Origin of the sequence: Hyalangium ruber (assembly GCF_034259325.1) — a bacterium.
Taxonomy (GTDB): domain Bacteria; phylum Myxococcota; class Myxococcia; order Myxococcales; family Myxococcaceae; genus Hyalangium_A; species Hyalangium_A rubrum.
Window position 1 is genome coordinate 870595 of record NZ_JAXIVS010000001.1, and the last position, 26368, is coordinate 896962.

27 protein-coding genes are annotated in these 26368 nt (G+C 68.3%); 21 read left to right on the forward strand and 6 right to left on the reverse strand.

Annotated features, from left to right (window positions below; translation table 11 throughout):
* Positions 1–7 precede the first annotated feature (7 nt).
* From SYV04_RS03525 to SYV04_RS03540, 4 genes are read right to left on the reverse strand one after another with little or no spacing between them, the layout of a single operon-like run.
* The gene (locus tag SYV04_RS03525; RefSeq protein ID WP_321544142.1) at positions 8–388 is read right to left on the reverse strand and encodes a hypothetical protein; all 381 of its coding nucleotides are present in this window, start codon (positions 386–388) and stop codon (positions 8–10) included.
* Positions 385–1623 carry an MFS transporter gene (locus SYV04_RS03530; RefSeq protein ID WP_321544143.1) on the reverse strand — a complete coding sequence of 413 codons (1239 nt, stop codon included), beginning with the start codon at positions 1621–1623 and terminating at the stop codon, positions 385–387. The genes SYV04_RS03525 and SYV04_RS03530 overlap by 4 nt, the downstream gene beginning before the upstream one ends.
* Positions 1624–1642: 19 nt before the next feature.
* Entirely contained in the window at positions 1643–2476 is an 834-nt protein-coding gene (locus tag SYV04_RS03535) for an alpha/beta fold hydrolase (RefSeq protein ID WP_321544144.1), read from the reverse strand.
* Positions 2477–2479: 3 nt separating this feature from the next.
* The gene (locus SYV04_RS03540) at positions 2480–2905 is read right to left on the reverse strand and encodes a hypothetical protein (RefSeq protein ID WP_321544145.1); all 426 of its coding nucleotides are present in this window, start codon (positions 2903–2905) and stop codon (positions 2480–2482) included.
* A 74-nt stretch (positions 2906–2979) separates the two neighbouring features.
* Between SYV04_RS03540 and SYV04_RS03545 the strand changes: the two genes are divergently transcribed.
* The 15 genes from SYV04_RS03545 to gspN all read left to right on the forward strand — a co-directional run bounded on the left by SYV04_RS03545 (position 2980) and on the right by gspN (position 19156).
* Entirely contained in the window at positions 2980–4377 is a 1398-nt protein-coding gene (locus tag SYV04_RS03545) for a sigma-54-dependent transcriptional regulator (RefSeq protein WP_321544146.1), read from the forward strand.
* A 192-nt stretch (positions 4378–4569) separates the two neighbouring features.
* On the forward strand, positions 4570–5496 hold the full coding sequence (gene gspC, locus SYV04_RS03550) for a type II secretion system protein GspC (protein ID WP_321544147.1): 927 nt from the start codon (positions 4570–4572) through the stop codon (positions 5494–5496).
* A gap of 22 nt (positions 5497–5518) precedes the next feature.
* A complete protein-coding gene (gene gspD, locus SYV04_RS03555) occupies positions 5519–8122 on the forward strand; it encodes a type II secretion system secretin GspD (protein ID WP_321544148.1) in 2604 nt (867 codons plus the stop codon).
* Entirely contained in the window at positions 8119–9933 is a 1815-nt protein-coding gene (gene gspE / locus SYV04_RS03560; RefSeq protein WP_321544149.1) for a type II secretion system ATPase GspE, read from the forward strand. The genes gspD and gspE overlap by 4 nt, the downstream gene beginning before the upstream one ends.
* Positions 9934–9974: 41 nt before the next feature.
* Entirely contained in the window at positions 9975–11231 is a 1257-nt protein-coding gene (gene gspF / locus SYV04_RS03565; protein WP_321544150.1) for a type II secretion system inner membrane protein GspF, read from the forward strand.
* Between the two features lie 18 nt (positions 11232–11249).
* Entirely contained in the window at positions 11250–11402 is a 153-nt protein-coding gene (locus SYV04_RS03570) for a hypothetical protein (RefSeq protein ID WP_321544151.1), read from the forward strand.
* A 55-nt stretch (positions 11403–11457) separates the two neighbouring features.
* Positions 11458–11868: a type II secretion system protein GspG gene (locus SYV04_RS03575; RefSeq protein ID WP_321544152.1), complete on the forward strand. Its 411-nt coding sequence runs from the start codon at positions 11458–11460 to the stop codon at positions 11866–11868.
* 36 nt (positions 11869–11904) lie between these two features.
* Positions 11905–12336 (forward strand): type II secretion system protein GspG, encoded by a 432-nt coding sequence (locus SYV04_RS03580; RefSeq protein WP_321544153.1) that lies wholly within the window; start codon positions 11905–11907, stop codon positions 12334–12336.
* On the forward strand, positions 12333–13052 hold the full coding sequence (locus SYV04_RS03585) for a pilus assembly FimT family protein (RefSeq protein ID WP_321544154.1): 720 nt from the start codon (positions 12333–12335) through the stop codon (positions 13050–13052). Before SYV04_RS03580 ends, SYV04_RS03585 begins: the two co-directional genes overlap by 4 nt.
* A complete protein-coding gene (locus SYV04_RS03590; protein WP_321544155.1) occupies positions 13049–13933 on the forward strand; it encodes a prepilin-type N-terminal cleavage/methylation domain-containing protein in 885 nt (294 codons plus the stop codon). The genes SYV04_RS03585 and SYV04_RS03590 overlap by 4 nt, the downstream gene beginning before the upstream one ends.
* Positions 13930–14604, forward strand: a complete 675-nt coding sequence (locus SYV04_RS03595) for a type II secretion system protein GspJ (protein ID WP_321544156.1) — start codon at positions 13930–13932, stop codon at positions 14602–14604. The genes SYV04_RS03590 and SYV04_RS03595 overlap by 4 nt, the downstream gene beginning before the upstream one ends.
* Positions 14604–15959 carry a type II secretion system minor pseudopilin gene (locus SYV04_RS03600; protein WP_321544157.1) on the forward strand — a complete coding sequence of 452 codons (1356 nt, stop codon included), beginning with the start codon at positions 14604–14606 and terminating at the stop codon, positions 15957–15959. The genes SYV04_RS03595 and SYV04_RS03600 overlap by 1 nt, the downstream gene beginning before the upstream one ends.
* A 1-nt stretch (position 15960) precedes the next feature.
* Positions 15961–17553, forward strand: a complete 1593-nt coding sequence (gene pilM, locus SYV04_RS03605) for a pilus assembly protein PilM (protein ID WP_321544158.1) — start codon at positions 15961–15963, stop codon at positions 17551–17553.
* 3 nt (positions 17554–17556) lie between these two features.
* Positions 17557–18138 (forward strand): type II secretion system protein GspM, encoded by a 582-nt coding sequence (gspM, locus tag SYV04_RS03610; protein WP_321544159.1) that lies wholly within the window; start codon positions 17557–17559, stop codon positions 18136–18138.
* A 4-nt stretch (positions 18139–18142) separates the two neighbouring features.
* Positions 18143–19156 carry a type II secretion system protein GspN gene (gene gspN / locus SYV04_RS03615; RefSeq protein WP_321544160.1) on the forward strand — a complete coding sequence of 338 codons (1014 nt, stop codon included), beginning with the start codon at positions 18143–18145 and terminating at the stop codon, positions 19154–19156.
* A gap of 9 nt (positions 19157–19165) precedes the next feature.
* Here the strand turns inward: gspN and SYV04_RS03620 are convergent, their stop codons facing one another.
* Positions 19166–19576 carry a hypothetical protein gene (locus SYV04_RS03620; protein ID WP_321544161.1) on the reverse strand — a complete coding sequence of 137 codons (411 nt, stop codon included), beginning with the start codon at positions 19574–19576 and terminating at the stop codon, positions 19166–19168.
* A gap of 135 nt (positions 19577–19711) precedes the next feature.
* Between SYV04_RS03620 and SYV04_RS03625 the strand changes: the two genes are divergently transcribed.
* From SYV04_RS03625 to SYV04_RS03640, 4 genes are read left to right on the forward strand one after another with little or no spacing between them, the layout of a single operon-like run.
* Entirely contained in the window at positions 19712–20398 is a 687-nt protein-coding gene (locus tag SYV04_RS03625; RefSeq protein WP_321544162.1) for a DUF1775 domain-containing protein, read from the forward strand.
* The gene (locus SYV04_RS03630; protein WP_321544163.1) at positions 20398–20601 is read left to right on the forward strand and encodes a hypothetical protein; all 204 of its coding nucleotides are present in this window, start codon (positions 20398–20400) and stop codon (positions 20599–20601) included. The genes SYV04_RS03625 and SYV04_RS03630 overlap by 1 nt, the downstream gene beginning before the upstream one ends.
* Before the next feature lie 10 nt (positions 20602–20611).
* The gene (locus tag SYV04_RS03635) at positions 20612–21502 is read left to right on the forward strand and encodes a transporter (protein ID WP_321544164.1); all 891 of its coding nucleotides are present in this window, start codon (positions 20612–20614) and stop codon (positions 21500–21502) included.
* Positions 21499–22224 carry a hypothetical protein gene (locus tag SYV04_RS03640; RefSeq protein WP_321544165.1) on the forward strand — a complete coding sequence of 242 codons (726 nt, stop codon included), beginning with the start codon at positions 21499–21501 and terminating at the stop codon, positions 22222–22224. Before SYV04_RS03635 ends, SYV04_RS03640 begins: the two co-directional genes overlap by 4 nt.
* A gap of 14 nt (positions 22225–22238) precedes the next feature.
* On the opposite strand, the gene SYV04_RS03645 is transcribed toward SYV04_RS03640, so the two are convergent.
* Positions 22239–23891 (reverse strand): hybrid sensor histidine kinase/response regulator, encoded by a 1653-nt coding sequence (locus SYV04_RS03645; protein ID WP_321544166.1) that lies wholly within the window; start codon positions 23889–23891, stop codon positions 22239–22241.
* 218 nt (positions 23892–24109) lie between these two features.
* Here SYV04_RS03645 and SYV04_RS03650 point away from each other — a divergent pair, with 218 nt between their 5' ends.
* Positions 24110–25750, forward strand: a complete 1641-nt coding sequence (locus SYV04_RS03650; protein ID WP_321544167.1) for a sigma 54-interacting transcriptional regulator — start codon at positions 24110–24112, stop codon at positions 25748–25750.
* A 106-nt stretch (positions 25751–25856) separates the two neighbouring features.
* On the forward strand, positions 25857–26366 hold the full coding sequence (locus SYV04_RS03655; RefSeq protein WP_321544168.1) for an RNA polymerase sigma factor: 510 nt from the start codon (positions 25857–25859) through the stop codon (positions 26364–26366).
* Positions 26367–26368 lie beyond the last annotated feature (2 nt).

A 26368-nucleotide genomic window follows, 5' to 3' on the forward strand; every position in this document is an offset into this window, starting at 1 on the left:
ATCTTGGCTACTGGCGAGGGCGCAGGAGGAAGGTGCTCATCGCCATCACAGCGCCGATCCCCAGCGTGGTCAGCCCCACCATCAGGCTGATGTTCCCGAGCCCGAAAGGGTCGGTGATGAAGGCCCAGGCGGAGAACGACAGCCAGCCCAAGCTCACTACACCCATCAACCCCGCCCCCACCTGCTGCAAGGTCCGTTTGCCCATCCAGCCGCCCAGGATGGCCGCGGGGGCGGGCACCAGCACCGCGAGGATGACGAGCAGGCTCAGAGCGAAGCCTTCGCCAGACCGGGTCAGGTTGTTGCTCAGGAACGGCAGTACAGCGACACCCGACGCTCCCGTGCCGAGGACTCCCAGCAGGGTCCCCGGCACGGAGGCGCGGCCCTTCACGGACCCTCGCCCTTCGCGTGCTCCTCGAAGTCGAGGTCTCGGTGGAACGTCTCCTCGATGCGCGTGAGCGACAGCAGCGCCAGGGTGAAGCAAATGCTTCCAATCGTCAGGGCCGCGTTCGAGACGCCGATGTGGCCCTTCAGGAAGCCGAAGCCGCTGGCCGCGATCGCCGCCGAACCGCGCACGAAGTTGGGCACCGTCGTCGCCACGGTGGCGCGGATGTTGGTCCCGTACTGCTCGGCGGCCATGGTGACCAGCACCGCCCAGTACCCCACCGTGATGCCGATCAGGAAGCTCAGCACATAGACCATGGTGCTGGTGAGCCCCGGCACCAGGCCATACATGAGCATCAGGGCGAACCCGGCGCACAGGTTCAGCGCCACGGCGCGCTTGCGGCTCTTGAGCAACTGGCTGAAGACACCCGCCAGCAGGTCGCCAATCGTCAGACCGATTGAACCGGCCAGGATGGCATTGCCCGCCGTCACCGTGCCCTGCACGTTCAAGCCCGCGGTCAGCTCCGGGGCGAACGTGAACAGGATGCCCGTCGTGAAGTAGATGGGCACGCCGATCAGGATGCAGCAGATGTATTTGAAGAAGCGCCCGCCCTGCAGCAGCAGGAAGGGGTTGGCCCGGGAGGGGTCCATCTTCTTGGTGAAGAGCTCGGACTCGGAGACCTTGAAGCGCGCGAACAGCAACGCCAGGCCCATCACGCCACCGGTCAGGTACGCCGTCTTCCACTGCAGGTACTGGCCCACGAGCGCCGCCGCGACGATGCCCAGCATGCCCAGCGTCGCGACGATCGTCGTGCCCAGACCGCGCTTGTCCTTGGGCAGGGACTCGGCCACCAGGGTGATCGCCGCCCCGAGCTCACCCGCGAGGCCCACGCCGCCCAGGAAGCGGAAGACCGCATAGCTCGTCACGTCCCAGGCGAACGCGTTGCCGATGTTGGCGAACGAGTACAGCAGGATCGAGCCGAACATCACCGAGAGGCGGCCCCGCTTGTCGCCGAGCACGCCCCACAGCAGGCCGCCGACCATCATGCCGACCATCTGGCAGTTGTAGATGAGGATGCCCTTCTGGAGGATCTCGGCCGGGTCGGTGATCCCGATGTCCTTGAGAGAGGCGGAGCGCACCACGCCGAACAAGGTGATGTCGAACAGATCGACGAAGTATCCGAGCCCGGCCACCAGCACGGTGAGGTTCATCACCGAGCGGAGATCTCGCAGGAATTTCATGGCGCGCGATTACGGGGGCTTACCCCGCTGGGGTCAAGGACTTCTCTGTCTCATCCAGGAAACGCCGGAGCAGCGCGTTGATCTCTCCGTCTTTCTGGATCGTCACCGCGTGTGAGGCATCGGGGATCTCGACGTAGCGCGCTCCGGGAATGGCCGCCGCGAGCTGCTTGCCGAACGCGGGCAGCGCGATCGGATCCTCCTCCGCGCTCACCACCAGCGTCGGAATCCGCGCCAACGCGCCCAGCCGCTCGAGCGCGTGGTGCCGGCTCATCGCCTGGAGTTGCTGCATGAGGATGGGCGGGTTCTCCGAGAGGTCTCTGCCCATCAGCGGCGCCATCCGGTCCGCCAGCGCATCCACCGGAGTGGACCGCAGGTACGCCTTCGACATGAGCATCTGGAGCAGACTCCGCCGCCGCATGCCGCGCGTGCCAATCCGGGTCCGCAGCCCCATCCAGAGGATCCGCGGCGTGACGCGTGCCCCGTCCCGGCCCCGGGCGAACGTACACATCAGAGAGAGGCTCCGCACCCGCTCCGGACAGTCCAGCGCGAGCTGCTGGGCGATGAGGCCGCCCATCGAGTGGCCCATGACATGCGCCGACTTCCACCCCATGGCATCCATGAGGGCCCGCGCATCCTCCGCCATGGCCTCGATGCTCAGGGGCCCCTTTCCGGAGCCGCTCTTGCCCAAACCCCGGTTATCGAAGCAGAGGACCTGGAAGTCCTGGGACAGGGCGCGCACCTGGGGCCGCCAGCCCTCGCCGATGACGCCCACTCCCTGGATCATCAATACGGGAGGGCCCTGGCCCTCCACGTCATAGGAGAGCTCGAAGCCATCGCGGCTCAGGTGGGGCATGGCCTAGAGCGTGGGCCGCAGGCGCTGCGTCTCGGGCAGCACGATGAACCACTTTCCGTCGTGCGCTCGGAGCGTATAGGTGTCCGAGCAGCCGGCCGAGTACGGCATCTTCCCGAGCTCGCGGAAGGTGACGCGGCACTTGAACTTCACCACCGCCTCCACGTCCGGCTTGACCTCGATCAACTCCAGGATGGTGAGGTCGATGTCGGTGTTGCTGCCGTAGGTGGACTCGTAGAAGGCGGCGGCGCCCGGGATGGAGCCCACCTTCGCCAGGCTCTCCGGGTCGACCATCTCGGCCATGTCCTCCCAGTTGTGGGACTCGGCCGCAGAGAAGAACGACTTGATCGTCCCATCGGGGCTGCCTTTGGGCCCGTAGCAAGCCGCGAGCAGGACGACACTCAAAGTGGAGCAGAGGACGACGCGTGCCATACCCTCCGTTCTACTACTTCCCCCGGTGCGCCGGAATAGCGATTGCAGGACCGTGGTAAGAGGCCCCCATACCCATGACAACCATCACGGTCCTGGTCGTCGATGACGACCGAGCCAACCTCGACTCCGTCGCCCGCATCTTCCAGCGCGAGGGGCTCGCCACCTTGAGCGCCTCCAGCGGCACCGAGGCGCTCGAGCTCCTGCGCAAGCCGGAGGTCAGCGTCATGGTGACGGATCTGATGATGCCCGGCATGGACGGGCAGGAGCTGCTCAAGGCCGCGCGCACCATCCGCCCGGACGTGGAGGTGGTGCTGATGACCGCCTACGGCACGGTGGAGACGGCGGTGGCGGCCATGAAGGACGGCGCCTACGACTTCATCACCAAGCCGCTCAAGCGCCACTCCCTGGTCAAGTCGGTGCAGAAGGCGCTGGAGAAGCAGGCCCTCGTCGCCGAGAACAAGTCCCTCAAGGCCCGGCTGGCCGAGATGGGCGCCTCGGGCGGCAAGGCCATGGTGGGCCAGTCCCCCGCGTTCCGGGCGATGATGGACACCCTGCGCCAGGCGGCACCTTCCACCGCCACCGTGCTGCTGATGGGCGAGTCGGGCACCGGCAAGGAGCTGGCCGCGCGCGCCGTCCACGAGCACTCCAGCCGCGCCAAGGGCCCCTTCATCGCCGTCAACTGCGCCGCGCTGCCCGAGAGCATCCTCGAAGCGGAGCTCTTCGGCGTCGAGCGCGGCGCCTACACCGGCGCGGTGGCCCGCCGCGAGGGCCGCTTCGAGCGCGCCAACGGCGGCACCCTCTTCCTGGACGAGGTGGGCGAGATGCCCCTGTCGGCCCAGGTGAAGCTGCTGCGCGTGCTCCAGGAGGGTGAAATCGAGCGGCTGGGCGGCACCCAGACGGTGAAGGTGGACGTGCGGCTGGTGGCCGCCACCAACAAGGACCTCCAGAAGGAGGTAGCCGAGGGCCGCTTCCGCGAGGACCTCTATTACCGCCTCAACGTGGTGGAGATGCGCGTGCCCGCCCTGGCCTCGCGCCGCGAGGACATCCCCTTGCTGGCCGACGCCTTCCTGCGCCGCTTCGCCGCCAAGAACGGCAAGACGCTGCGCGGCTTCTCTCCCGAGGCCCTCCAGATTCTGGAGAACTACGCCTGGCCGGGAAACGTGCGAGAGCTCGAGCACGCCGTCGAGCGCGCGGTCGTCCTCGCCAAGAACGAGGTGCTGGAGGCCAGCGACCTGCCCGAGAGTGTGCGCAAGGGCCCGCTGGGCTCGGCCGGTCAGCTGATCATCCCCATCGGCACGCCCATGGAGGAGATCGAGCGCCGGGTGATCCACGAGACCCTGCGCCACACCAAGGGCGACAAGACGCTGGCGGCCCGCCTGCTGGGCATCGCCGCGCGCACCATCTACCGCAAGCTGGAGCGCGAGGCCTCGGGTGAGGAGGAGGGACCGGACACCCCCTCGGACGCCGAATGACAGCCCGTCACGGCCTCCCCCACCCGGCTTTGACAAATTGTCCAAGCCCGTCCGACGCCCTGCTCCCTCGCGTGGGGACCTGCCCCGTACCGGAATAATTCCGGGCACTTGGCCGTAAGCCACGGGTTCTTTAGCCGCCCTCGGGTGGCACTTCGCTTGCTCAATCCGTTGGGCAGCCTTCCTGGACGCGTGATGGAACTCTTCTTCCGCAAATACTTCTGGACCGTGAACCTGGTGTTCATCCTGCTCGTCGCCTGGATGGTGGCGCGAACAGCGAACCTGTTCGTGGAGTCCTCCATCGCGCCGGGCCCCGTCTCCGAGCCGACGGCGCGCGCGCCTCAGCGCTCCCGCCCCGCCGAGCAGGTGGCGACGCTCGACATGGTGCGCCTGTCGAAGCTCACTGGCATCAAGCTGCCCGAGCCCGAGGTGGCCGTGCAGGAGCCCACCTCCGCGCCGCCGGTCGACGAGAACGCGGATCCGGTCAAGAGCGGCCTGCGGGTGAAGCTGCTGGGCACGCTGGTGGCCGCCGACAAGCTCTGGTCCTTCGCCTCCGTGCAGGACATGGTCACCCAGCGCTCGCAGACGTACATGGTGGGTGACCGCATCCAGGGCGCCGAGGTGCTCGACATCCAGCGCGAGCGCGTCATCGTCCTCAACAACGGCCGCAAGGAGTTCATCGACGGGCAGCCCGGCGATGGCAGCGCGCCGGCGCCTACCTTCACGCCTCCGCCCGTGGCCGAGGCGCGCCCCGCGGGCCCCGCCAACAGCGGCCTGGGCAACGGCATCCGCGCCCTCAACGAGAACGAGTACGAGGTGCCGCGTGGAGAGATCGACCGCACCCTGGCCAACCTCAACGAGGTGGCCATGCAGGCCCGCATCGTGCCGGCCTTCAAGGATGGGCAGGCGCAGGGCTTCAAGCTCTTCTCCATCCGCCCGGACTCGATCTACTCGAAGATCGGCGTCCAGAACGGCGACGTCATCCGCCGCATCAACGGCTTCGACTTGAACAGCCCCGAGAAGGCGCTGGAGGTCTACTCGAAGCTGAAGGAATCCAGTCGCATCGAGATCGAGATCGAGCGCAACGGCGCGCCGATCCGCAAGACGTACAACGTCCGCTAACCCCCGCAGTGCAAGTCCTTCCATGAAGACGCTCTCGCCCTGGTCGCTCCTGCTGTGCCTGGCGCTGGCCACCTCGCCCGCCTGGGCCCAGCGCCGCCCTCCTCCCGCCGGCAACACCCCTCCACCCGCCGGGGAGCGGCAGATCACCCCGCAGCCCTCGGGCGTCACCGCCACTGGCGAGGGCGCTCCCAAGCCCGAGGGGCGCACCACGCCCACCTGTGAGGAGGCCCGGCGCCGCGCGCGCTACGGCATCTACTTCGACAAGGTGGACATCGAGAAGCTGGTGCAGACCGTCTCGGACGCCACCTGCAAGACGTTCATCCTCCCGGAGAACGTGCGCGGGAAGATCTCCATCATCGGCCCCGAGAACGGCCGCGTGGAGGTCGACGCGGACGCCTTCTACTCCGCCTTCCTCGCGTCGTTGGATGCCAACGGCCTGTCGGTCTACCCGCACGGCCGCTTCCTGAAGATCGTCGACAAGCGCTCGGCCAAGCAGAACCCGATCCCGACGATCATCGACGCCAACACCCCGTACACCACCAACGAGCAGATGGTGACCAAGCTCTTCCGCATCCGGTATGTGGAAGTGGAGCCGCTGCGCGGGGTGCTGCAGCAATTGGTGTCCAAGGACGGCGACACCATCCCGTACCCGCCGGACACCATCATCGTCAACGACGTGGGCTCCAACATGCACCGCCTGGAGCGCATCGTCGCCCAGCTGGACACGCGCGCCTCCAGCGACGAGTTGCGCATCATCCAGGTGCAGTTCGCCAGCGCGCAGGAGGTGGCGGCCACGGTACAGAAGATCTTCGAGGGCAAGGCGCGCCCCGGCCAGCGCCCGGGCGGCTTCGCCAACGTCTCGCCTGGCGCCTCTCCCGGAGAGATCGCCGCCGCCAATGCCGCCGCCGCTGGCGGCCAGGAGGGCTCCGGGGGTTCCGTCACGCTGACGCAGATCATCCCGGATGAGCGCACCAACAAGCTGATCATCGTGGCCAGCCCCGCCGCCTTCGATCGCATCCTGCAGCTCATCCGCGAGGTGGACGTGCCCACCGACGCGGGTGGCCGCATCAACGTCTACCCGCTGGAGAACGCGGACGCCGAGGAGCTGGCCAGCACGCTGCAGACGCTGGCGCAGGGCACCGCCAATCGGCCGCGCATCCCCACCCCCACGCCTCCTCCGGGCGTGGGTGGCAACATCCGCTCTCCCGCTGTCGCCGCCGAGCTGTTCTCCGGCGAGGTGAAGGTGTCCGCCGACAAGGCCACCAACTCGCTGGTCATCGTCGCCAGCCAGGCCGACTACCGCAACATCCTCCGGGTCATCGAGCAGCTGGACATCCCGCGCCGCCAGGTGTTCGTCGAGGCCGTCATCATGGAGGTCAACCTCGACCGCAACTCCGAGTTCGGCATCAACTTCCACAGCGGCTACAAGCTCTCCACGGACCAGGGAGCGGTGCCCGGCCTGTTCGGCACCAAGTACACCTCGCAGGGTCTGCCGCCCTCCTTCTCGCTGGCGAACCTGGCCGGCTTCGGCGGCTTCCTGGCCGGTCTGCAGGGCCCGGTGATTCCGGAGCTGCAGAAGCTGGGCATCGACATCCCCGCCTTCGGCGTGGTGCTGCACGCGCTGCAGCAGAGCTCGGACGTGAACGTGCTCTCCACCCCGCACATCCTCACCAGCGACAACGAGGAAGCGGAGATCACCGTAGGCCAGAACGTGCCCTTCCAGTCGGGCTTCTCGCCCAGCTCGCTGGGCACCGGCCTGGGCACGGGCACCGGTACGGGCACCGGCCTCAACCAGTCGCTGCTGGGCGGTCTGGGCGGCCTGGGCTCGCTGTTCGCCCCCATCACCCGCCAGAACGTGGAGCTGAAGCTCACCGTCAAGCCGCAGATCAACGAGAGCGACTTCATCCGCCTGGTGATTACGGAGCAGACCGAGGAGATCGCCTCCAGCGATCCGGTACTCGGCCCCACCACCTCCAAGCGCAGCGCGAAGACGACGGTGGTCGCCAAGGATCAGGAGACGGTGGTCATCGGCGGCATCATGCAGGACCGCACCATCGAGTCGGTCGCCAAGGTGCCGGTGCTGGGTGACATCCCCATCGTGGGCCACCTGTTCCGGGAGACCTCGCGCAAGAAGACGAAGACCAACCTGCTGCTCTTCCTGACGCCCTACATCATCCGGGACCAGACGGACTTCCGCACCATCTTCGAGCGGAAGATGCGGGAGCGGCAGCAGTTCGTGGAGCAGTTCTACGGGCAGGTGCCGGGCTACGACGTGGCCATCGACTTCACCCGCAAGCCGGGCCCGCTGTCGCGGATGAACCAGTCGGTGCTGCGCGAGCAGCAGCGGGCGGAGAACGGCGGTCCGGGCGGCCCGGGCGAGCGCGTCATCCGGCCGAACAGCGCGGCGACGCCTGGCTCCGAGGCTCCCTCGCAGGGCGGGCAGGCGCCCGTGCCTCCGGCGGGTGAGCAGCCGCCGACCATGCCGCCGCCGGGAATGGGCGCCGAGCCCGAGGTGCGGGAAGTCCAGCCGCCTCCCCCGGGTTCGGATGGATCAGTGCCCGCGCCGGAGACCCCCGAGCGCCTTCGCATCCAGCCGGACACGGGAGCGCCAGAGCAAACCCCATGAGCCTTACGACCGACGCCACCACCGCCACCGCCCTGCCGACCGAGGCCTCCTCGCGCAACGACGCCACGCAGATCGTCGCGCACAGCCACGCGTTCCTCTCGGGCCGGCCCATCGGGGAGATCCTCCGCGCCACCACCTCGCTCTCCGAGGCGAAGCTCGAGGAGGCGCTCACCGCCCAGGCCGAGAAGGGCGGCCGGCTGGGGGAGGTGCTCGTCGGGCTCAAGGCCGTGTCCGAAGAGGACGTGGCCAAGGCGCTCGGGCTCCAGCTCGATCTGCCCTTCCTCCAGCGCATCTTCCTGGAGGAGGTGGACCCGGAGCTGGTGAAGAAGGTGCCCATCAACTTCGCCAAGCAGGCGAAGATCATCCCCCTGTCCCTGCAGGACGACGTGGTGGTCATCGCCGTAGCGGACCCGCTGGACACCGCGGCGATGGACCACGCGCGCATGCTGCTGGGCTACAGCCTCAACCCGCGAATCGCGCTGGCCTCCACCATCTCGGACGCCATCAACAGCGTGTATGACCGGTCCATCAACGAGGCCGAGAAGCTCGTGGATGAGCTGGAGGCCACGGACCTGGACTCGCTGGCCCACGAGCTGGAGGAGCCCAAGGACCTGCTGGATGACACCAGCGACGAGGCGCCCGTCATCCGCCTGGTCAACTCCATCCTCTTCCGCGCCGCCAAGGAGCGCGCGAGCGATATCCACATCGAGCCCATGGACCGGGAGCTGATGGTGCGCTTCCGCGTGGACGGCGTGCTGCAGGAGGTCATCAAGCCTCCCAAGCGCTACCAGAACTCGATCGTCAGCCGCGTGAAGGTGATGGGGCAGCTCAACATCGCCGAGAAGCGCCTGCCGCAGGACGGCCGCATCCGCATCAAGCTGGCCGGCCGCGACATCGACATCCGTCTGTCCACCATCCCCACCACGTTCGGCGAGCGCATCGTCATGCGTCTGCTCGACAAGACGGCCACGCTGCTGGACTTGTCCGAGATCGGCATGGGCCAGGCGACGCTGGAGGGGATGGAGTCGGTCATCAAGCGCTCGCACGGCATCATCCTCGTGACGGGCCCCACCGGCTCCGGAAAGACGACGACGCTCTACGGCGCCCTGTCGAAGATCAACACCCCGGACCTCAACATCCTCACCGTCGAGGACCCGGTGGAGTACCAGCTCAAGGGCATCGGCCAGATGGCCATCAGCCCGAAGATCGGCCTGAGCTTCGCGCAAGGCCTGCGCGCCTTCCTCCGTCAGGACCCCGACGTCATCATGGTGGGCGAGATCCGCGACAAGGAGACGGCGGAGATCGCCATCCAGGCCTCGCTCACGGGCCACCTGGTGTTCTCCACGGTCCACACCAACGACGCGGCGGGCGCCGTCACCCGTCTGGTGGACATGGGCGTGGAGCCCTTCCTCGTGGCCTCCTCGCTCACGGCCATCCTGGCCCAGCGCCTCGTGCGCCGCGTGTGCCCGGACTGCCGCGTGCAGTACAGCCCCACGGACGACGAGCTCAAGGAGCTGACGCACTCGCGTGCCTCCTTCAAGCAGCGCTACGGGGTGGAGAAGATCTACAAGGCCACCGGCTGCGCCAACTGCAACCGCACCGGCTACCGCGGCCGTACCGGTATCTACGAGTTCCTGCTCGTGGACGACGACGTGCGCCAGCTGGTGCTCAAGAACGTGGACGCGGCCACCATCAAGAAGACCGCCACCAACAAGGGCATGCTCACGCTCCTCGACGATGGCGCGCGCAAGGTAGCCCTGGGAGAGACGACCATCGCCGAGGTCCTCAGCATCACGCAGGAGGACATCTAACCGCCGCCCTCCCCTGAGGGAGGGTTGGGGGGTGCATCGCCATGCCGGTCTTCGAGTACAGAGGTCTCAACGGTGCGGGCAAGACGGTCAAGGGGCTGCTCGAGGCCGAGTCGCCCAAGACGCTGCGTGCCCAGCTGCGCAAGGACGGCATCTTCCTCACGGACGTGCTCGGCCAGGCCGAGGGCAGCCGCGCGGCGGTGATGAAGGGCGCGGGGGCTCAGCTCGCCGCCCGCGACATCGACCTGCGCAAGCTCACGCGCGGCCGCATCACCACCGAGGACATCGCCATCACCACCCGGCAGCTCGCCACGCTGCTGGGCGCGGGCGTCACCCTGGTGGAGTCGCTCACCGCGCTGGTGGACCAGGTGGAGAAGGAGCGCTTCAAGCGCGTGCTCTCGGACGTGAAGCAGCGTGTGAACGAGGGCTCATCGCTGGCCGACGCGCTCGGGCAGCACCAGAAAATATTCGGCTCGCTCTACGTGAACATGGTGCGCGCCGGCGAGGCCTCGGGCGCCCTGGACGCGGTGCTGCAGCGGCTGGCCGACTTCACCGAGAGCCAGGCCAAGCTGCGCCAGAAGATCGTCGGCACCATGCTCTACCCCGCCATCATGCTGGTGGTGGGCGGCGGCATCCTCGTGCTGCTGATGACGGTCGTCGTCCCGAAGGTGACGAAGATCTTCGAGTCGATGAACGCCACCCTGCCCTTCACCACGCGGGTGCTGATCGGCTTCAGCAACGCGCTGCAGGACTACTGGTTCATCATCTTCCCCTCGCTCTTCGGCGCCATCGCCTTCGCCGTCTGGTACTTCCGCAGCCCCGCCGGCAAGCCCATCTGGGACCGGTTCGCGCTCAAGGCGCCCGTGTTCGGCGGCCTGGTACGCCTGCTCGCCATCTCGCGCTTCGCCCGCACGCTGGCCACGCTGCTCAAGAGCGGCGTGCCGCTGCTGGCCGCCATGGACATCGTCAAGGCGGTCATCACCAACTCGGTGCTGGCGGACGTGATTGAGAAGGCGCGCGATGCCATCCGCGAGGGCGAGAGCATCGCCAACCCACTCAAGCGCTCGGGCCAGTTCCCGCCGCTCGTGTACCACATGGTCGCCATTGGTGAGCGCTCCGGCCAGCTGGAGGAGATGCTCCTGTCGGTGGCCGACAGCTACGAGACGCAGGTGAACGTGCGCATCGGCGCCCTCACCTCGCTGCTCGAGCCCATCCTCATCGTGATGATGGGCGCGGTGATTGCATTCGTAGCCTTCTCGATCCTGATGCCGATTCTGCAGGTGAACTCGGTCATCCGGTAACGCAGGAGAGAGGCGGCGATGAACGACACGCTCGACCGGTGGATTCAACGTGTCACCCTGGCGGCGATGGTCGCCCTGGCGGCGGCCCTGCTGACGGTGGGCGTCGTCCTCTACGCCACGGACTCACAGGCGGGTGCACCTCCGGCGGAAGTCACCCGCGGCGAGCCCTGACACAACGTCCCGGCAGGGCCTCATCGCCCTGCCAGAAAGTCACTCGAGGGAGAACATGGAGAAGACGAAGAAGCAGCAGCGCCGCCACAACCGCGGCATGACGCTCATCGAGATCATGGTGGTGATTACCATCCTCGGCCTCATCGCCGCGGCGGTGGGCGTGGCGGTCATCCCCCAGCTCAACCAGGCCCGCGTCGATCGCGCCCATCTGGACATCAAGAACATCCAGAACGCGCTCAAGCTCTACTACACCAAGAAGGGCAACTACCCCGACACGGCCACGGGCCTGCGCGGGCTGGTGGAGATGCAGGCGCTGGAGCAGATCCCGCGCGATCCGTGGAACAACGAGTACGTGTACCTGAACGAGGGCGGCAAGCCCGTCGTCTCCTCCTACGGCGCCGACGGCACCTCGGGCGGTGGGGACGACATCTCCTCCAAGGATTCGGCTCCCGGCGGAACCAAGTAGTCGCCCTCTTCCCGTCAGCCGAGGACCCAGAAGCCCATGGCCGAGCACGTCACCACCCCACAGAACCCCGACATGGCGCCGCGTCCGGCCCGGATGGGGCGACTCGTGGTCGGTGCCGTCGTCGCGCTCGCCACGGTCCTGGCCTTCGTGATGGTACAGCTGACGAACGATGAGACCCTGGGCGAGAAGCAGCGCCAGGCCCGGGCGGAGATCCGCAAGCTGGACGGCGTGTTCCGCGCCTTCTACCGGCTCATGGGGCGTTACCCCACCGAGCAGGAGGGCTTCGGCATCCTCGTGCAGGCGCGCGTGCTGGACAAAGAGCCGGTGGACCCATGGGGCCACCCGTACGTGTACCGCTTCAACGACAAGCGCTCCGGCGTGCTCTCCTATGGCGCGGACGGGGTGCCCGGCGGTCAGGGCGACGACGCGGACATCACCAGCGGCGGCGTCGAGGAGGCTCGGCGATGAGGCGTGCTCTTCCCCTTCACCCGCGGCGGGCCCAGCGCGGCCTGACGCTCATCGAGATCTGCATCGCGCTGCTGATCGCCGCGGTGCTCTTCTCGGCGGTGGTGACCAGCGTGGGCGCCATCACCGGCAGCAAGGCCAAGGCAGCCGCCGGAGAGCTGGCGGGCGTCATCCGCTCGCTCTACGACTCGGCCGCGCTCTCGGGCAAGACGTGCCGGCTGGTGTTCGAGATTCCGGACCCCAAGAGCGAGGACAAGACGAAGTACCACGCCGAGTGCGCCGCGGGCGGCGTGACGACCTCGCGGGACCGGGAGGCGGCCCTCAAGGATGAGAACCGCTCACGCGAGGACGAGAAGCGCTCGGGTGGTGACGAGCGGCGCAACTTCCGCAGCAGCGACAGCGGCGGCGCGCCCAGCCTGCAGGAGCTGATGGAGCAGGAGCAGGGCCGCGTGGAGCAGGCGGCGAAGTTCTCCAGCTACACCGCCGAGGAGGTGGAGCCGCGCGAGCTGCCTGGCGGGGTGACGCTCTCTGTGTGGACGCGCCAGCAGAAGACGGCCGTGGAGCAGGGCGTGGCCTACCTCTACTTCTTCCCCCAGGGCTACACGGAGAAGGCCCAGGTGTACGTGCGCCAGGGGGACAACGTGTGGACGCTCACCGTGTCACCGCTCACTGGCAAGGTGTCGGTGGTGGCCGAGGAGCTGGAGGTGCCTCGCACATGAAGTACACCCAACGAGGCTTCACGCTGCTGGAGACGGTCATCGCGCTCGCCATCCTGGCGCTGGCGCTGATGGCCATCTTCGATCTCAACTCCGGCGCTGTCTCCAACCACGTCTACTCCAAGCACCTCACCGTGGCCTCGCTGCTGGCCCGCTCGAAGATGACGGACCTGGAGCAGCAGCTCTACGACGACGGCTTCCCCGCCGACGATGACGAGGAGGCGGGCGACTTCTCCGAGGAGGGCTGGCCCAACTTCAAGTGGCGCGCGAAGATCATCGCCCCCAAGACGGACGGCGTGTCGCCCGACCAGCTGATCGGCGCCATCTTCAACCTGCCCATCGGGGACTCGGGCGGGGACCTGGGCGGGCTGGCGAGCATGTTCGGCGGCGGCGGCGCGGACGGCGCGAGCAGCGGCGGCCCCGTGCCGGCGGGCGGCGGACTGGGCGGCATGGCCGCGGGCATGGCGCAGCCCATGTTCACGCAGATGGTGGAGCAGCTCACCCAGTCAGTGCGAGAGGTACACCTCACCGTCACCTGGAAGCAGGGCACGCTGGTGGAGAGCATGGACGTGGTGACGCACGTGGTGTCGCTCGGCCCGGGCTCGGACCGCAACGGCGGCGCCGCCTTCAACTCGGCCCAGGGCCGGCAGGCCGCGGAGACGGCCAACCAGTGGGTGGACGCCTCGGGCGCGGTCGTCCCCAACCCCGTGCCCGGCCCCAACGGGCAGATGCTGCACCCGCAGACGCGCCAGCCGCTCACCAACCGCATGGAGTGGCTCAACCGGATGAACAGCGGCGGCGGCGGGGCCATGCAGAATCCGCTGGGCGGCGGCGGCGCCGGTGGCGGCATCTTCAACCCGCGTGGAAAGCAGGATACGCGATGAGGCGCTCCCTCCGAGGCTTCACGCTGATGGAGGTCATGGTGGCGATCGCCATCACCGGCTTCATCGGCACCATCGTCGCCATGGCCTTCCAGACGGGCTTCCGCGCCAAGGAAGTGGTGGAGGGCGAGGCGGGGCACTACCGCATGGTGCGCGTGGCGCTCAACCGCATGGCGCGCGAGATCGGCTCCGCCTTCGTGAGCGACCGCTACGACCCGAAGCGCTACCGGGACCAGAACGATCGGCCCACCAACTTCGTGGGCGAGGCGGACCGGCTGATGTTCACCACGATGGCGCACCAGCGCCTGTACACGGACTCGAAGGAGTCCGACCAGGCGGTGGTGGAGTACTTCGTGGAGACGTCCACCGAGAAGGGGGCCAAGGGCCGGCAGGAGCTCAAGCGGCGGGTCAACCCCAACATCGGCGGGGACCGCATGGACCGGGGCGGCACCACGGACGTGCTCTTCGAGGGCGTGAAGAAGGTGCAGTTCGAGTACTGGGACTCCGAGCGCAAGGAGTGGGAAGACGAGTGGGACACGCGCCGGGCCGAGAAGAAGTCCATCCTGCCGACGCGGGTGCGCGTCACCGTGCATGCGCTGGACGAGAACGGCAAGGAAGCGCGTTACACCACCCAGGCTCGAATCATGTCGAACACGGAGCTGCCGAGGTTCTGATGCGCAGGTTCTTCTCCCAGACGGCCCGTCGCCGGCCCGCTCCCCCGCCCTCCCTGGCGCGGAGGGATCGCCGCGCGCGGGGCGTGGCGCTCATCATCGCGGTCATCTCCATCACCCTGCTCACGGTGGTGGCCACCGAGTTCGCCTACAACACGCGGGTGGACCTGCAGCTGGCGGCCAACCAGCGCGACGAGGTGCGGGCCTTCTACATGGCGCGCTCCGGCATCGGCCTGGGGCGCCTGCTGCTGCGCTTCCAGAAGCAGGTGGACAACACGCCCATCCCCAACCTGGCCGGCATGATGAATCAGTTCATGGGCGGCGGAGCGGGGGCGGCTCCCGGCGCCCAGCAGCCGGCCTCCACGCTCAACATCCAGCTCTGGAAGCTGGCGCGCGTGGACTGCCACATGCTCAAGGGGCTGGTGAACAGCGACGCGAGCGCCAAGGAGGAGGAGCCGGCTCAGGCGCAGGACTCCAACTTCACCATGGAGGAGGGCGAGACGCCGGTGCTGTCGGACCAGCCGATGAAGCGCTCCTTCGGCGGCTTCGAGGGCTGCTTCCTGGCCACCATCACGGATGAGGAGGAGAAGCTCAACATCCACCGGCTCTCCGCGCTGGCCACGGACGCGCTGCCCACCGCGGCGCGCTTGATGGACCTGTTCGGCGACAAGCGCTTCGAGTTCATCTTCAACCGCGACGACGCCAACCGCATCCGCGTCACCCCGCAGGAAGTGGTCATCGCCCTGAAGGACTGGGTGGACGAGGACGAGACGCAGTCGGCCATCAACCTGGCGGACCCCGTCAACCCGTTCGCCTCCGGCTTCTCGGACGAGGGCGGCCACTACGACCGCTTCGACCCGCGCTACGACGCGAAGAACGCGCGCTTCGACAGCCTGGACGAGCTGTACCGGGTCCACGGCGTGACGGACCAGTTCATGGCCGCCTTCCGGGACCGGCTCACCGTCTACCCGGACGTGAACTCACGGCCCAACGTCAACACGGACGATCCGATGATGATGTTCATGGCCGTGCTGTCCGTGGCGGACCCAGCGCGTCCGGACCCGCGGCTGCAGGATCCCGTGTTCATGCAGGAGCTCATCACCCGCATCCGCTCCGCGCGCATGTTCAGCTTTCTGGGCATGAGCGTTCAGGACTTCGTCGCCGTCGTCGAGTCCGCGGGCGTCGCCATCAACCCGGCGATCAAGGCCAACGCGGCCACCAACCGGCTCGTGGGTGACAAGAGCCAGACCTTCACCATCAAGTCCGTGGGTGAGGCGGGCAGCGTCCAGAAGACGATCACCGCCGTGGTCAAGCTGGACGATCAGCTCGGCCGCATCCTGTATTGGAGAGAGGAATAACATGGCCCGCATTCTTGGCCTCGACCTGGGCAGCTACTCCGTCAAGGGAGTGCTCTTCGAGTCGAACATCCGGGGCTACACCACCAAGGCCTACGCCGAGGTGCGCCGGGGCGAGGGCGATCGCACCGAGAGCCTGCGCAACGCCGTGCGCGAGCTGCTCACCCAGCACCCGCTCCAGGCCGACCAGGTCGTCGTCGCCCTGCCCGGCCCGGCGCTGATCACGCACAGCTTCACGATGCCCTTCGTCGATCCGAAGCGCATCGAGGCCGCCCTGCCCTTCGAGGTGGAGAGCCAGCTGCCCTTCGACCTGTCCGAGGTGGTCTTCGACTACCAGGTGGTGGGGCAGAAGCCGAAGGTGAGCAGCGATCTGCTGGTGGGCGTGGTGCGCAAGGAGGAGCTGCGCTGGCTGGTGGACCTCCTGTCCGAGCTGAACCTGGAGCCGCGCGTCATCACCCACCCGGGCGTGACGTACCAGAACCTCTTCCTGCAGACGCCCGCCGTCTTCGAGGGGCTGGAGGCCATGGCGGCGGTGGCGGTGGTGGACATCGGCCACGAGCGCACCTCGGTGGCCATTGGCCGACCGGGCGTGGGCGTGGAGTTCGCGCGCACCTTCGCCGGAGGCGGCAAGGATCTGAGCAAGGCGTTGTCCACCGAGTTCCAGACGCCGCTGCCGGAGGCGCACCACTGGAAGGAGACGTACGGGGCGCTGGCCAGCGTGGCCGCCTCGCAGGGGCCGGACGCCGAGCGCGCCGCCGCCGCCTTCGTGCGCGGCCTGCAGCCAGTGCTGCGCGAGCTGCGCCCCACCTTCAAGTCCTTCACCGCCCGCACGCGCCGGCAGGTGGGCGCCGTGGTGCTGTGCGGCGGCACCGCGCGCCTCAAGGGCATCGCCGAGCAGCTCGAGCGAGACCTGCACATGCCCGCGCGAGTGCTGGCGCTGCCGGTCGAGGCCGCCTCCACCCTGCCCTCGGAGTCGCAACCCTCGGCGGTCCAGGCGTACTCGCTGGCGCTGCGGGGCCAGGCCTCGGGCGCCAAGGCCCCGCGCTTCAACCTGCGCCGGGGTGAGTTCGGCTTCAAGGGCGACTACGACTACGTGAAGGACAAGGTGGGGCTGCTGGCCGCCTTCGCCGCCACGCTCGTGTTGCTGCTGGTGGCCGGTGGCGTGGTGCGCAACTCGGTGCTCGCCCGCCGGGAGACGCAGGTGGACCAGGTGCTGTGCAAGACGACCGAGCGCATCCTCGGCTCGTGTGAGAAGGACTTCGACCGCGCCATCAACATGCTGCGCGGTGTGGAGAGCCCCGCCGCCGCCCTGCCCAAGAACTCGGCCGTCAACCTGCTGGCGGAAGTCACGCAGCGCATCCCCGCCGACGTGCCGGTGAAGCTGGACCGCATCCAGATCGATCTGGAGCGCGTCATCCTCCAGGGAGAGACGAAGAGCTCCAAGGAGATCGACACGCTGACGCAGGCCATCAAGGGCCACCGCTGCTTCAAGGAAGTCAACCAGGGCAAGGTGGAGCGGACGCGCGACGGACAGAACGTCACCTTCCGCCTGGACATCCAGGTGAACTGCCCCGAGCAGACTGGCGCGGAGACCTAGACCATGAACACCTTTCGCCAACTCTTCACGGATCTGCGCACGCGCTGGGAGCAGCTCAGCGGCCGCGAGCAGCGGCTGCTCATGGCGGCCGGCGGCGCGGTGATCGCCTTCGCGCTCTTCGTCACCCTGTTCACCTTCACCACCACCGCGGCCGGCTACCGCAGCCGCACCCAGACGAAGCTGGCGAAGCTGCAAGAGGTGCAGCAGCTGGCCGCCAGCTACAACGAGGCCACGTCGGCGCGGAACTCCATCGAGCAGCAGCTGTCCAGCAATGACGTGTCGCTGCTCACCTACATCTCGGACAAGGCCACGGCCGCCGGGCTCGAGGTGCCCAACATGACGCCCAAGGGCGAGGTGGGCATCGGCGACGGGAAGATCATGGAGAGCAGCATGGAGCTGACCTTCACGGACGTGGACCTGCGCAAGCTGACCGAGTTCCTCAAGTCCGTGGAGAGCGGGCCCGGCATCGTCAAGGTGAAGTACCTGCGCCTGGAGCCGCGCCCGGCCAGCGACACCCTGACGGCGTGGACGACCGTCTCCACCTACAAGCTCAAGCAATCGCAGGCGCCTTCGGCGCAGCAGTGACACCATGGCCACTCAGACCAAGACCTCCGGCTTCAAAGTTGTATTGGGGTACAGCGCCTTCGCGGTGGTGGCCCTCATCGCCTGCTTCCTGCTGACCTTCCCGTATGGCGCGCTGCGCGCGCGCATCGCCACCGAGGGCCTGAAGGCCGGCTATGTGGTTCGCATCGACTCGCTACGGCCTGGCCTCGTCGGGCTGACGGCGCGCAACGTGAAGATCAGCTCGCCGACCGAGCCGCTCAGCGCGGAGACGCGTGCCGCGCTGCTCAGCGGTGACCCGGACCAGGTGAAGATGATCGGCGCGGCGGAGTTGGGTGAGCCCCTCATCATCGACTCGCTCTTCATCCGCCCCAGCCTCTTCCCCCTGGGCGCGGCCTTTCACGCCGAGGTGATGGGGGGTGAGCTGAAGGGCGTCTCCGGCGGGCTGAAGACCCAGCAGCTCCAGGTGCGCCTGGACGGCCTGGACCCCTCGAAGGGCAACCTCAAGGGCTTCAGCGGGCTGGACCTGGAGGGCCGCCTGAGCGGCGTCATCAACCTGACGCTGCCGCCGGGGCCCGCGGGCGCCAACGGCAAGCCCGGGGAGCCGGACCTGTCGCTGGCCGACGGCGAGTTCTCGCTGGACGGCCAGAACCTGAAGCTCAACGGCAGTGTGCCGGGCGTCGGCGTGGCCGGCTCGGGCCCCGTCGCCCTGCTCTTCCCGGGCGGCCTGCCCGCCGTGCCGATGGGCGAGGTGCAGGCGCTCATCCGCTTCGACAAGGGCCAGGGCACGGTGGAGACGCTCCGTACGCGCAGCGACCAGCTGGAGCTTCAGGCCACGGGCACGCTGCGGCTCAAGCAGCGCCTGCAGTACAGCGAGCCGGCCATGGACGTGCGGCTGCGCGTCGAGCCGGAGCTGGTGAAGAACCTGGGCACCGCCGGGCTGGGCCTCTCCATCCTCCCTCCGGACAAGGACGACCCGAAGTTCCGCGCCGGGCGCCTGAGCGGCTCGCTGGGCAAGCTCAACTTCCTGCCCAAGCGCTGAGGCCTTCCCTCACTGCGGGAGGCCGCAGCGGATCCAGGTGAGGATCGCGGTCCGCTCCTCGAGCGTCATGGGGACTCCGGAGTCGGGGGGCGGCATGGAGCAGTCGCGCACGTTGGTGCGGATCGTGTCCTGCCAGTCCGCGACGTGTCCGTAGTCCGCCAGGGACCAGGGCCCTCCCGGGGTGCCGGCGTGGCAGGTGACGCACCGGCGCTCGAAGATCGGCGCCACGTCCGCATAGCGTGGCGCTGGCTCCGGGCAGCTGGTGGGTGACGGAACGGAGCACGTGGAAGGGTTCTCGTTTCCTGGCCCCGCGTCGGGCACCTGGACTCCCGCATCCGCCTCGCTCCCGGGAGGAGTCGGCGTCGAGTCGCCACATGCCACCACCAGGAGGCAGCCGCCGAGGGCTGCCCATGAACCCAAGACTCTCTTCGTTCTGTCGCGCATTTCCGTCGAGCCTAGGGCAGGCGCGAATCCACCGCGTGCGACAATTTGACTCATTGGCACGTGCGAGCCCGCTCGCGATAACCCGGCCTCAATTCGATGAGGGGTTATCGCATGAACAAGACAATCGCAGCGCTGATGATGGGAACGGGACTCTTCCTCGCGCCGGCAATGGCCAGCGCCCACATCTCGGTCTCGGGAACGGGCTTCGCCAATTCGACGCAGGAGTTCTCCTTCAACGTGGGCCACGGCTGCGCGGGGGCCGACACGTACAGCGTGAAGATGGAGATCCCCGCCGGGGTGACGTCGGTGCGCCCCATGCAGAGTGATTTTGGCCGGGTCTCGGTCGAGAAGAACGCGGCGGGAGATGTGATCTCCATCACCTGGCAGAAGGCGGACGCGGACGTGTTCGCCTCGGACATCAGCTATTACAAGCTCGCGGTTCGGCTCAAGGTCCCCAACGCGCCGTTCACCACCGTGTACTTCCCGACCTACCAGACCTGCAAGGCGGCCGACGGGACGATCTCCACCACCAACTGGGTCGGCACGCCGACGTCCCAGGCCGCGGAGCCCGCGCCCGAGCTCCGCGTGCTGCCGGCGCGCAAGCCGGGGTGGAACAAGTTCACCGTCCCCATGGCTATCTCCGACCTGAGCGTTTATTTCAGCGACGCGCAGATCGTGTGGAAGGGGACCGCGGCCTACAGCGCCAACCCGGCCACCGCGGAGCTGGCGACGGCGACCTCGGGCGTCACCGCGCTCACCTCGCTGCAGGCCAATGACGAGATCTGGGTGAAGTACTGATGCGGCGCGCTCGAATGAAGGCTCGGTGGCTGTGGCTGCTCGTTCCGCTGATGGCGGCCTCGTGCTCGGACGACCCGGAACCTCCCAAGGAGGAGGAAGAGAAGCCGGGCTTGAGCGCATGCCTCGACCAACCCAACGCGCTGGCGCGGCCGCCTTCGGGGCAGTTGCCCTGCGAGCTGCTGCCTCCCGGCTTCTCGAAGTAAGACCGCTGGAATGGTGAAGACCTGTACGGCCGCCCTCGCGGCGGCCCTGCTCCTCGTGGCACCGGCGGCCTTCGCCTGTGCCACGTGTGCCTGCGGGGATCCAACGCTCACCTCCATGGGCACCGAGCAGCCCTTCGCCGGCCGTCTGCGGCTGGCGGCCACGATGCGAGCCTGGGGGATGACAACGGGAGATGCCACCCTGGACGCGGTCACCCTGCGTGAGCTGCGCATGGATGTGGCGGCCTCCTACGCGCCCCTGCGGTGGCTGTTCCTGTCCGCCACGCTCCCGCTGCAGGCCCGTGGGGTGCGGAACGTGAGCCTGGCGAGCGAACGCTCTTGGGGGCCCGGCGACCTGGAGGTCAGCGCCAAGGCCTTTGTCTTCCGAGATCGGGAGTTCTCGCCGGATCACCTCATCGCCATATTGGTGGGCGCCGAGCTGCCAACCTCGCCCACGGTGCATGACGCGGAGGGCCGCCCCCTCTCGCTCGATGCCCAGCTCGGCACTGGCTCTTGGGATCCGTTCGCGGGGCTGGCCTACACGATGTTCCGGGGCGAGTGGTCCTTCATCGCCAGCGCGACGGGCTACCTGCCGACCCGGGGCCGCATGGGCTTCCGCGGGGGAGCGTCCCTGCGGAGCACGCTGGCGGCGCAGTACCAGCCCACGCCCCGCTGGGCTTTGCGCCTGGCGGCGGACACCCGCCTGGAGGCGGCCAGCGACCTCCTGGGCGTACCGGATCCCGCCGGAAAAGGCTTCATCGGCTTCCTCTCCCCCGACGTGCTCTACAGCCCCACCACGGATGTCGTCGTCCAGCTTGGGGTGCGTGCGCCAATCCTCAACCTGCTGAGCGGCCCCGTGCGGCAGACACCCATCCTCCAAGCCGCCGTGGCCTACGACTTATGAAGACAGCGATCCTGCCCACCCTGCTCTTGCTCCCTGCCCTCATCGGGTGCGGCTCGCGCGAGGAAGGCCTGCGCCTGCACCTGGGGCTCGCCTTCCACGCGGAGCAAGGAGCGTGGGGAGAGAGCTCCTCGCGCCAGTTCACCAACGATCGCGGGGAGCACATCACCCTGAGCCGCGCGTACCTCACCGTGAGCAGCGTGGAGATCATCCCCTGCCCGACGCTGAGCGCATGGCGCTGGTTGCGCCAGCTCTCTCCGGTGGGAACGGCCCATGCCCACTCCGAGTCCCATCCCAGGCGCCTGGGGACGCCCCATGTCATCAGCCTGGAGCGGCCCGACGGAGAGGCGCTGGCCCTGGGCACCCTGCACCCGCCGCCCGCCGCCTACTGCCGCGCGCGACTGGTACTCGGGCCGGCGGACGCGGATGCGGAGGGCGAGCCCATCCAGCTGGGCATGGAGGGGAAGACCCTGCGGCTGGAGGGCACCGTCGTCCCCGCCAGCGGTGGGCCCGCGCAGGCCTTCACGCTGGAGAGCGCCGCGGTCGCCAATGCCGAGGTGCCGCTCGAGGCGCTCAGCCTCACTCAAGAAGCGCCCGAGGCACACCAGCTCCTCACCCTGGCCTATGACCGTTGGCTGGATGGAGTCTCACCCCTGGATCCCGAAGCCGCGACCCAGGCGGTGCGCAATGCCGCCGCCTCCGTCACGATGGCTCCCTCGCCCTGAGATTGCCCTCCGGGCTAGGGGTGCGCGGCCGGCGGGCTGCGCGGCAGCCTCACGGTGAAGACCGTTCCCTCGGTGGCGGTGGAGCGAACATTCACGGTGCCACCGTGGGCGAGCACGATGTGGCGCACGATATAGAGCCCCAGGCCAATGCTGCCCTTCTCTTGATCCACGATCGCCGTGCCCCGCTCCAGCGGCTCGAAGATCCGGGGGAGCAGCTCCGGAGAGATCGGCGCTCCACGGTTGTGGACCTCCAGCACCACGGCATCCTCTTCACCGCGCGTCTCCACCCGCACCGGCGTCTCCGGTGGGCTGTATTGGAGCGCATTGCCCAGCAGATTGGAGATGACCTGCGCCAGCCGGTCCGAATCCCACTCGCCCTCTCCCCTCCCCGTCTGCGAGATCTGGATGATTCGATCGGGGCGGGAGAGTTGCGCCTCATCCACCACCGTCCGCGCCACCTCGTGCAGATCCGTGGCCTTGCGCTGAACGCGGATGCCCCCACCCTGCCGAGCCTGGGTGAAGTCCAGCAGGTCGCGGATCATCCGGGTGGCGCGCTCGGCGGCCAGGAGGATGAGGTGGATGCGTTGCTGCTGCCGCTCGTCGAAGGCCTGGCGCTTCAGGGCGGAGACGGTCAGCGTGATGGCGCTGAGCGGATTGCGAAGGTCATGGCTGACAATGCCAATCAACTGTCTCTCGAACTCGGCGCTCTGACGGGTCTCTTCCTCCAGGCGCTTCTGCTCGGTGACGTCCACCATCGCGCCCGTGAAGTGCGTCGGCTGGCCCTGCGCGTCCAGCAAGACGCGGCCCTGATCGCGGACCCACCGCGTGCCAGCGTCCGGCAAGAGGAGGCGGTATTCCTCGACGAAGCCACGGTGCTCATGGATGGCGCGCTGGATGGCCGCCTGGACTCGCTGCCGATCTTCCGAATGGATCCGGGAGAAGAAGTCCTCCAGGGGCTGGCGGGTCTCCACGGCCTCCAGTCCGAGGATGCGATTGGCCCCGGCATCTCGCGTGTCGAGGCCCGTCTTCAGGTCCACGCTCCAGGTGCCGATGTTGGCGGCCTGCAGTGCTGAACGCAGGCGCTCCTCACTCTCGCGCAGCGCCAGGGCCAGCGTCTCCACCTCTTGCCGGGCCTCCCGTTCGCGGGCCAGGAGCTCGCTGCGCTCGGCCTCCGCGCGCCAGGCCCGCTCCTCCGCCTCCTGCACCGCTGTCAGCGAGTCCTCCGCCAGGACTCGCCGCGCACGCTCATCCGCCAGCGCCCGCTTTCGCACCCACTCGCGGCGCACCAGCGCATGCACTCGCGCCACCAGCTCCAGCGGGCGGAAGGGCTTGAACACGTAGTCGTTCGCGCCTGCCTCCAGCCCCTTCACCACGTCCTCCAGCCCGTGATGCACCGTCAGCAGGAGCACGGGCAGCGTCTCGGTCGCGCGGTTGTTGCGCAGGTACTGGCAGACCTCGATGCCGGAGAGGCCGGGCAGCTCCCAATCCAGTACCAACGTATCGGGGAGCGGCTGCTGACCGAGCGCTTCCAGCAGACTCTCACCATCCGTGAAGGAGGTGATAATGCAGGTACGAGCGAGCGCTGCGCGGATGTACTCCGTCTCCGTCGGACTGTCGTCCAGGATCCAGATGCTAGGACGAGAATCCGCTGAGGGACTGGGCGTCATTGCAGGGGGCAGGCCCGCTTCGCTTTAGCAATCGCAACGGGGCACGGTCAATTCGGGGCCCCTCGGTCGCGGAGTCCTGCTGTCCCCATGAACGCACGGTCCGTGCCGAGGTAGTCCATCCTACCCAGGCCGGAGGAAAGCGCACTGCCCACCTGCTGAGTTGCCCACCCAACACTCTGGCATGCTAGATCGCTTGCGCATCATCCGAAGGAGGCGGCATGCCGGAGTTGGTGTTCTTTCGCCGGGGCGAGGAAGTGCTCAGGGTGGCACTGGGGCAGGAGCGCGTGGTGCTGGGCCGCGGGGAGAAGAGCGACGTCGTCATTCCCGATCCGGACGTGAGCCGACAGCACCTGGCGCTGGTGTACGACGGCACGCGCTGCTTGCTCGAGGATCTGTCGGGCAAGGGGACCCTCGTCGCCGGCAAGCCAATGACGCAGGGCGAGCTGGCGGACGGGGCGGACATCGCCCTGGGCCAGTGGCGCGCGGTGTTCCGGCAGCGCGGCGGCGGCGAGGACGAGGCCGCCACCGGCGTGGGGCGGCGCACGGACGTACAGTCGCGGGAGTTATCGGAGGACGGCTGGACACCGGCCCAGGTGCGGGTGAAGCAGGGCTCCAACGAGCTCATCCACGAGATCAGCGGCGAGAGCTTCACCATCGGCAAGGATCCGGCCAATGAGCTGGTGGTCCAGGATCGGTTCATCTCCAGCCGGCACCTGAAGGTGACTCGGCGTGAGGGCGTGTTCCATCTGGTGGACCTGAACTCCACCAACGGCACCTTCCTGGGCAACGCGCGCATCTTCGAGCTCGAGGTGCCGCTGCACACCACGCTGCGAGTGGGCGAGACGGAGCTCATCCTCGAGCCGCTGAGCCAGGGCGGGCCGGGGGCACCCTTCCACGGCATCATCGGCGGCGATCCTTCCGTGCGACAGCTCGTGGAGCTCATCGAGCGGGTGGCGCCCTCCACCGCCGCGGTGACCATCCTGGGCGAGTCGGGCACGGGCAAGGAGCTGGTGGCCAAGGCCCTCCACGATTGCTCCACGCGCGGGGACAAGCCCTTCATCCCCATCAACTGCGCGGCCATCTCCAAGGAGCTAATCGAGAGCGAGCTCTTCGGCCATGAGCGGGGTGCCTTCACCGGCGCGGACACGAAGCGCAAGGGCGCCTTCGAGGAGGCCCACGGCGGCACGCTGTTCCTGGATGAGATTGGCGAGCTGCCCTTGGACTTGCAGGCCAAGCTGCTGCGCGCCCTGGAGAGCGGAGAGGTCAAACGCGTGGGCGCCAGCCGTCCCATGCACCTGGACGTGCGCGTGCTGGCGGCGACGAACCGGGACCTGCTGGCCGATGTGCGCGAGGGCCGCTTCCGCGAGGATCTGTACTACCGGCTCTGCGTCATCCCCCTGACGCTGCCGCCCCTGCGCAGCCGGCGTGGGGACATCGCGGTGCTGGCCGAGCACTTCGTGCGCACCTACTCCCCCCGGGGACAGACGGTGAAGCTCTCCTCGGCCGCGGTGGACAAGCTTCAGCAGCACGCCTGGCCCGGCAACGTGCGCGAGCTGCGCAACGTGGTTCACCGCGCGCTGCTGCTGCGCAAGGGCCCCCACATCGACGCCACCGACATCACCTTCGATCAGGAGTACAGCCGCGAGCCGCTCCCCTCCTCGGCGCTATCGATGGAGCTGCCTGTGGGCATGACGCTGGAGCAGATGCTGCAGCGGCTGGAGCGGCAGATCATCGAGACGGCGCTGAGCCGCTACAAGAACCGGGGACGCGTCGCCAAGGAGCTGGGATTGGCCCGCTCCACCCTCTTCAAACGGCTGAAGGACTGGGGCATCACCCAGCCCGACGAGGAGCCTGAGTAGGCCCTGGGCCGACATCACGCACCGCGCCATAGGGCAGAGATCTTTTCGGCGGCTCAGGCGTCTAAGCCTGTAGGCCCCTTATGCGGGGGCCCTCAGGAGGCTTCTCATGGTCGCCGGTGTCGCCGGGTTACCCCCAATTTCCCAGCTCTACCGACAACATCGTACCCGGGCCCTGGCTGTGGCCCGGCGCATCGTCGGCGACGCGGATGACGCCGAGGATGTCGTGCAGGACGTCTTCACCCGGCTGGCGCGCAAGCCCGAGGGCTTCACCGGGCGCGCGGCGTGGACCACCTGGCTGCACCGGGTGATGGTGAACAGCAGCATCAACTGGCTGCGTGCGCGCAAGCGCCGCGAACGCCTGGGCCACGAGCCGCAGGAGCCCACCTCCCCCGAGGCGCATGCGGTGGGCCAGGAGATGCAGCAGCACTTCGGAGACGCGCTGCGGGAGGTGAGCGACCTCCAGCGGCAGGTGCTGTGGCTGCGCGAGGTGCGCGGCTTCAGCTACCCGGAGATCGCCCAGGTGCTGCGTGTGCCCGAGGGCACGGTGAAGAGCTCGCTGCACCGCGGGCGGATGCGCGCCCTCGCGGTGCTGGAGGAGCGCGGCCAGCGCCCGTAACG

What these genes read in the sequence shown, in the direction of transcription:
- SYV04_RS03530 (WP_321544143.1), bottom strand. Translation starts at nt 1,623, where the DNA reads ATGAAATTCCTGCGAGATCTCCGCTCGGTGATGAACCTCACCGTGCTG.
- SYV04_RS03535 (WP_321544144.1), bottom strand. Translation starts at nt 2,476, where the DNA reads ATGCCCCACCTGAGCCGCGATGGCTTCGAGCTCTCCTATGACGTGGAG.
- SYV04_RS03540 (WP_321544145.1), bottom strand. Translation starts at nt 2,905, where the DNA reads ATGGCACGCGTCGTCCTCTGCTCCACTTTGAGTGTCGTCCTGCTCGCG.
- SYV04_RS03545 (WP_321544146.1), top strand. Translation starts at nt 2,980, where the DNA reads ATGACAACCATCACGGTCCTGGTCGTCGATGACGACCGAGCCAACCTC.
- gspC (WP_321544147.1), top strand. Translation starts at nt 4,570, where the DNA reads ATGGAACTCTTCTTCCGCAAATACTTCTGGACCGTGAACCTGGTGTTC.
- gspD (WP_321544148.1), top strand. Translation starts at nt 5,519, where the DNA reads ATGAAGACGCTCTCGCCCTGGTCGCTCCTGCTGTGCCTGGCGCTGGCC.
- gspE (WP_321544149.1), top strand. Translation starts at nt 8,119, where the DNA reads ATGAGCCTTACGACCGACGCCACCACCGCCACCGCCCTGCCGACCGAG.
- gspF (WP_321544150.1), top strand. Translation starts at nt 9,975, where the DNA reads ATGCCGGTCTTCGAGTACAGAGGTCTCAACGGTGCGGGCAAGACGGTC.
- SYV04_RS03570 (WP_321544151.1), top strand. Translation starts at nt 11,250, where the DNA reads ATGAACGACACGCTCGACCGGTGGATTCAACGTGTCACCCTGGCGGCG.
- SYV04_RS03575 (WP_321544152.1), top strand. Translation starts at nt 11,458, where the DNA reads ATGGAGAAGACGAAGAAGCAGCAGCGCCGCCACAACCGCGGCATGACG.
- SYV04_RS03580 (WP_321544153.1), top strand. Translation starts at nt 11,905, where the DNA reads ATGGCCGAGCACGTCACCACCCCACAGAACCCCGACATGGCGCCGCGT.
- SYV04_RS03585 (WP_321544154.1), top strand. Translation starts at nt 12,333, where the DNA reads ATGAGGCGTGCTCTTCCCCTTCACCCGCGGCGGGCCCAGCGCGGCCTG.
- SYV04_RS03590 (WP_321544155.1), top strand. Translation starts at nt 13,049, where the DNA reads ATGAAGTACACCCAACGAGGCTTCACGCTGCTGGAGACGGTCATCGCG.
- SYV04_RS03595 (WP_321544156.1), top strand. Translation starts at nt 13,930, where the DNA reads ATGAGGCGCTCCCTCCGAGGCTTCACGCTGATGGAGGTCATGGTGGCG.
- SYV04_RS03600 (WP_321544157.1), top strand. Translation starts at nt 14,604, where the DNA reads ATGCGCAGGTTCTTCTCCCAGACGGCCCGTCGCCGGCCCGCTCCCCCG.
- pilM (WP_321544158.1), top strand. Translation starts at nt 15,961, where the DNA reads ATGGCCCGCATTCTTGGCCTCGACCTGGGCAGCTACTCCGTCAAGGGA.
- gspM (WP_321544159.1), top strand. Translation starts at nt 17,557, where the DNA reads ATGAACACCTTTCGCCAACTCTTCACGGATCTGCGCACGCGCTGGGAG.
- gspN (WP_321544160.1), top strand. Translation starts at nt 18,143, where the DNA reads ATGGCCACTCAGACCAAGACCTCCGGCTTCAAAGTTGTATTGGGGTAC.
- SYV04_RS03625 (WP_321544162.1), top strand. Translation starts at nt 19,712, where the DNA reads ATGAACAAGACAATCGCAGCGCTGATGATGGGAACGGGACTCTTCCTC.
- SYV04_RS03630 (WP_321544163.1), top strand. Translation starts at nt 20,398, where the DNA reads ATGCGGCGCGCTCGAATGAAGGCTCGGTGGCTGTGGCTGCTCGTTCCG.
- SYV04_RS03635 (WP_321544164.1), top strand. Translation starts at nt 20,612, where the DNA reads ATGGTGAAGACCTGTACGGCCGCCCTCGCGGCGGCCCTGCTCCTCGTG.
- SYV04_RS03640 (WP_321544165.1), top strand. Translation starts at nt 21,499, where the DNA reads ATGAAGACAGCGATCCTGCCCACCCTGCTCTTGCTCCCTGCCCTCATC.
- SYV04_RS03645 (WP_321544166.1), bottom strand. Translation starts at nt 23,891, where the DNA reads ATGACGCCCAGTCCCTCAGCGGATTCTCGTCCTAGCATCTGGATCCTG.
- SYV04_RS03650 (WP_321544167.1), top strand. Translation starts at nt 24,110, where the DNA reads ATGCCGGAGTTGGTGTTCTTTCGCCGGGGCGAGGAAGTGCTCAGGGTG.
- SYV04_RS03655 (WP_321544168.1), top strand. Translation starts at nt 25,857, where the DNA reads ATGGTCGCCGGTGTCGCCGGGTTACCCCCAATTTCCCAGCTCTACCGA.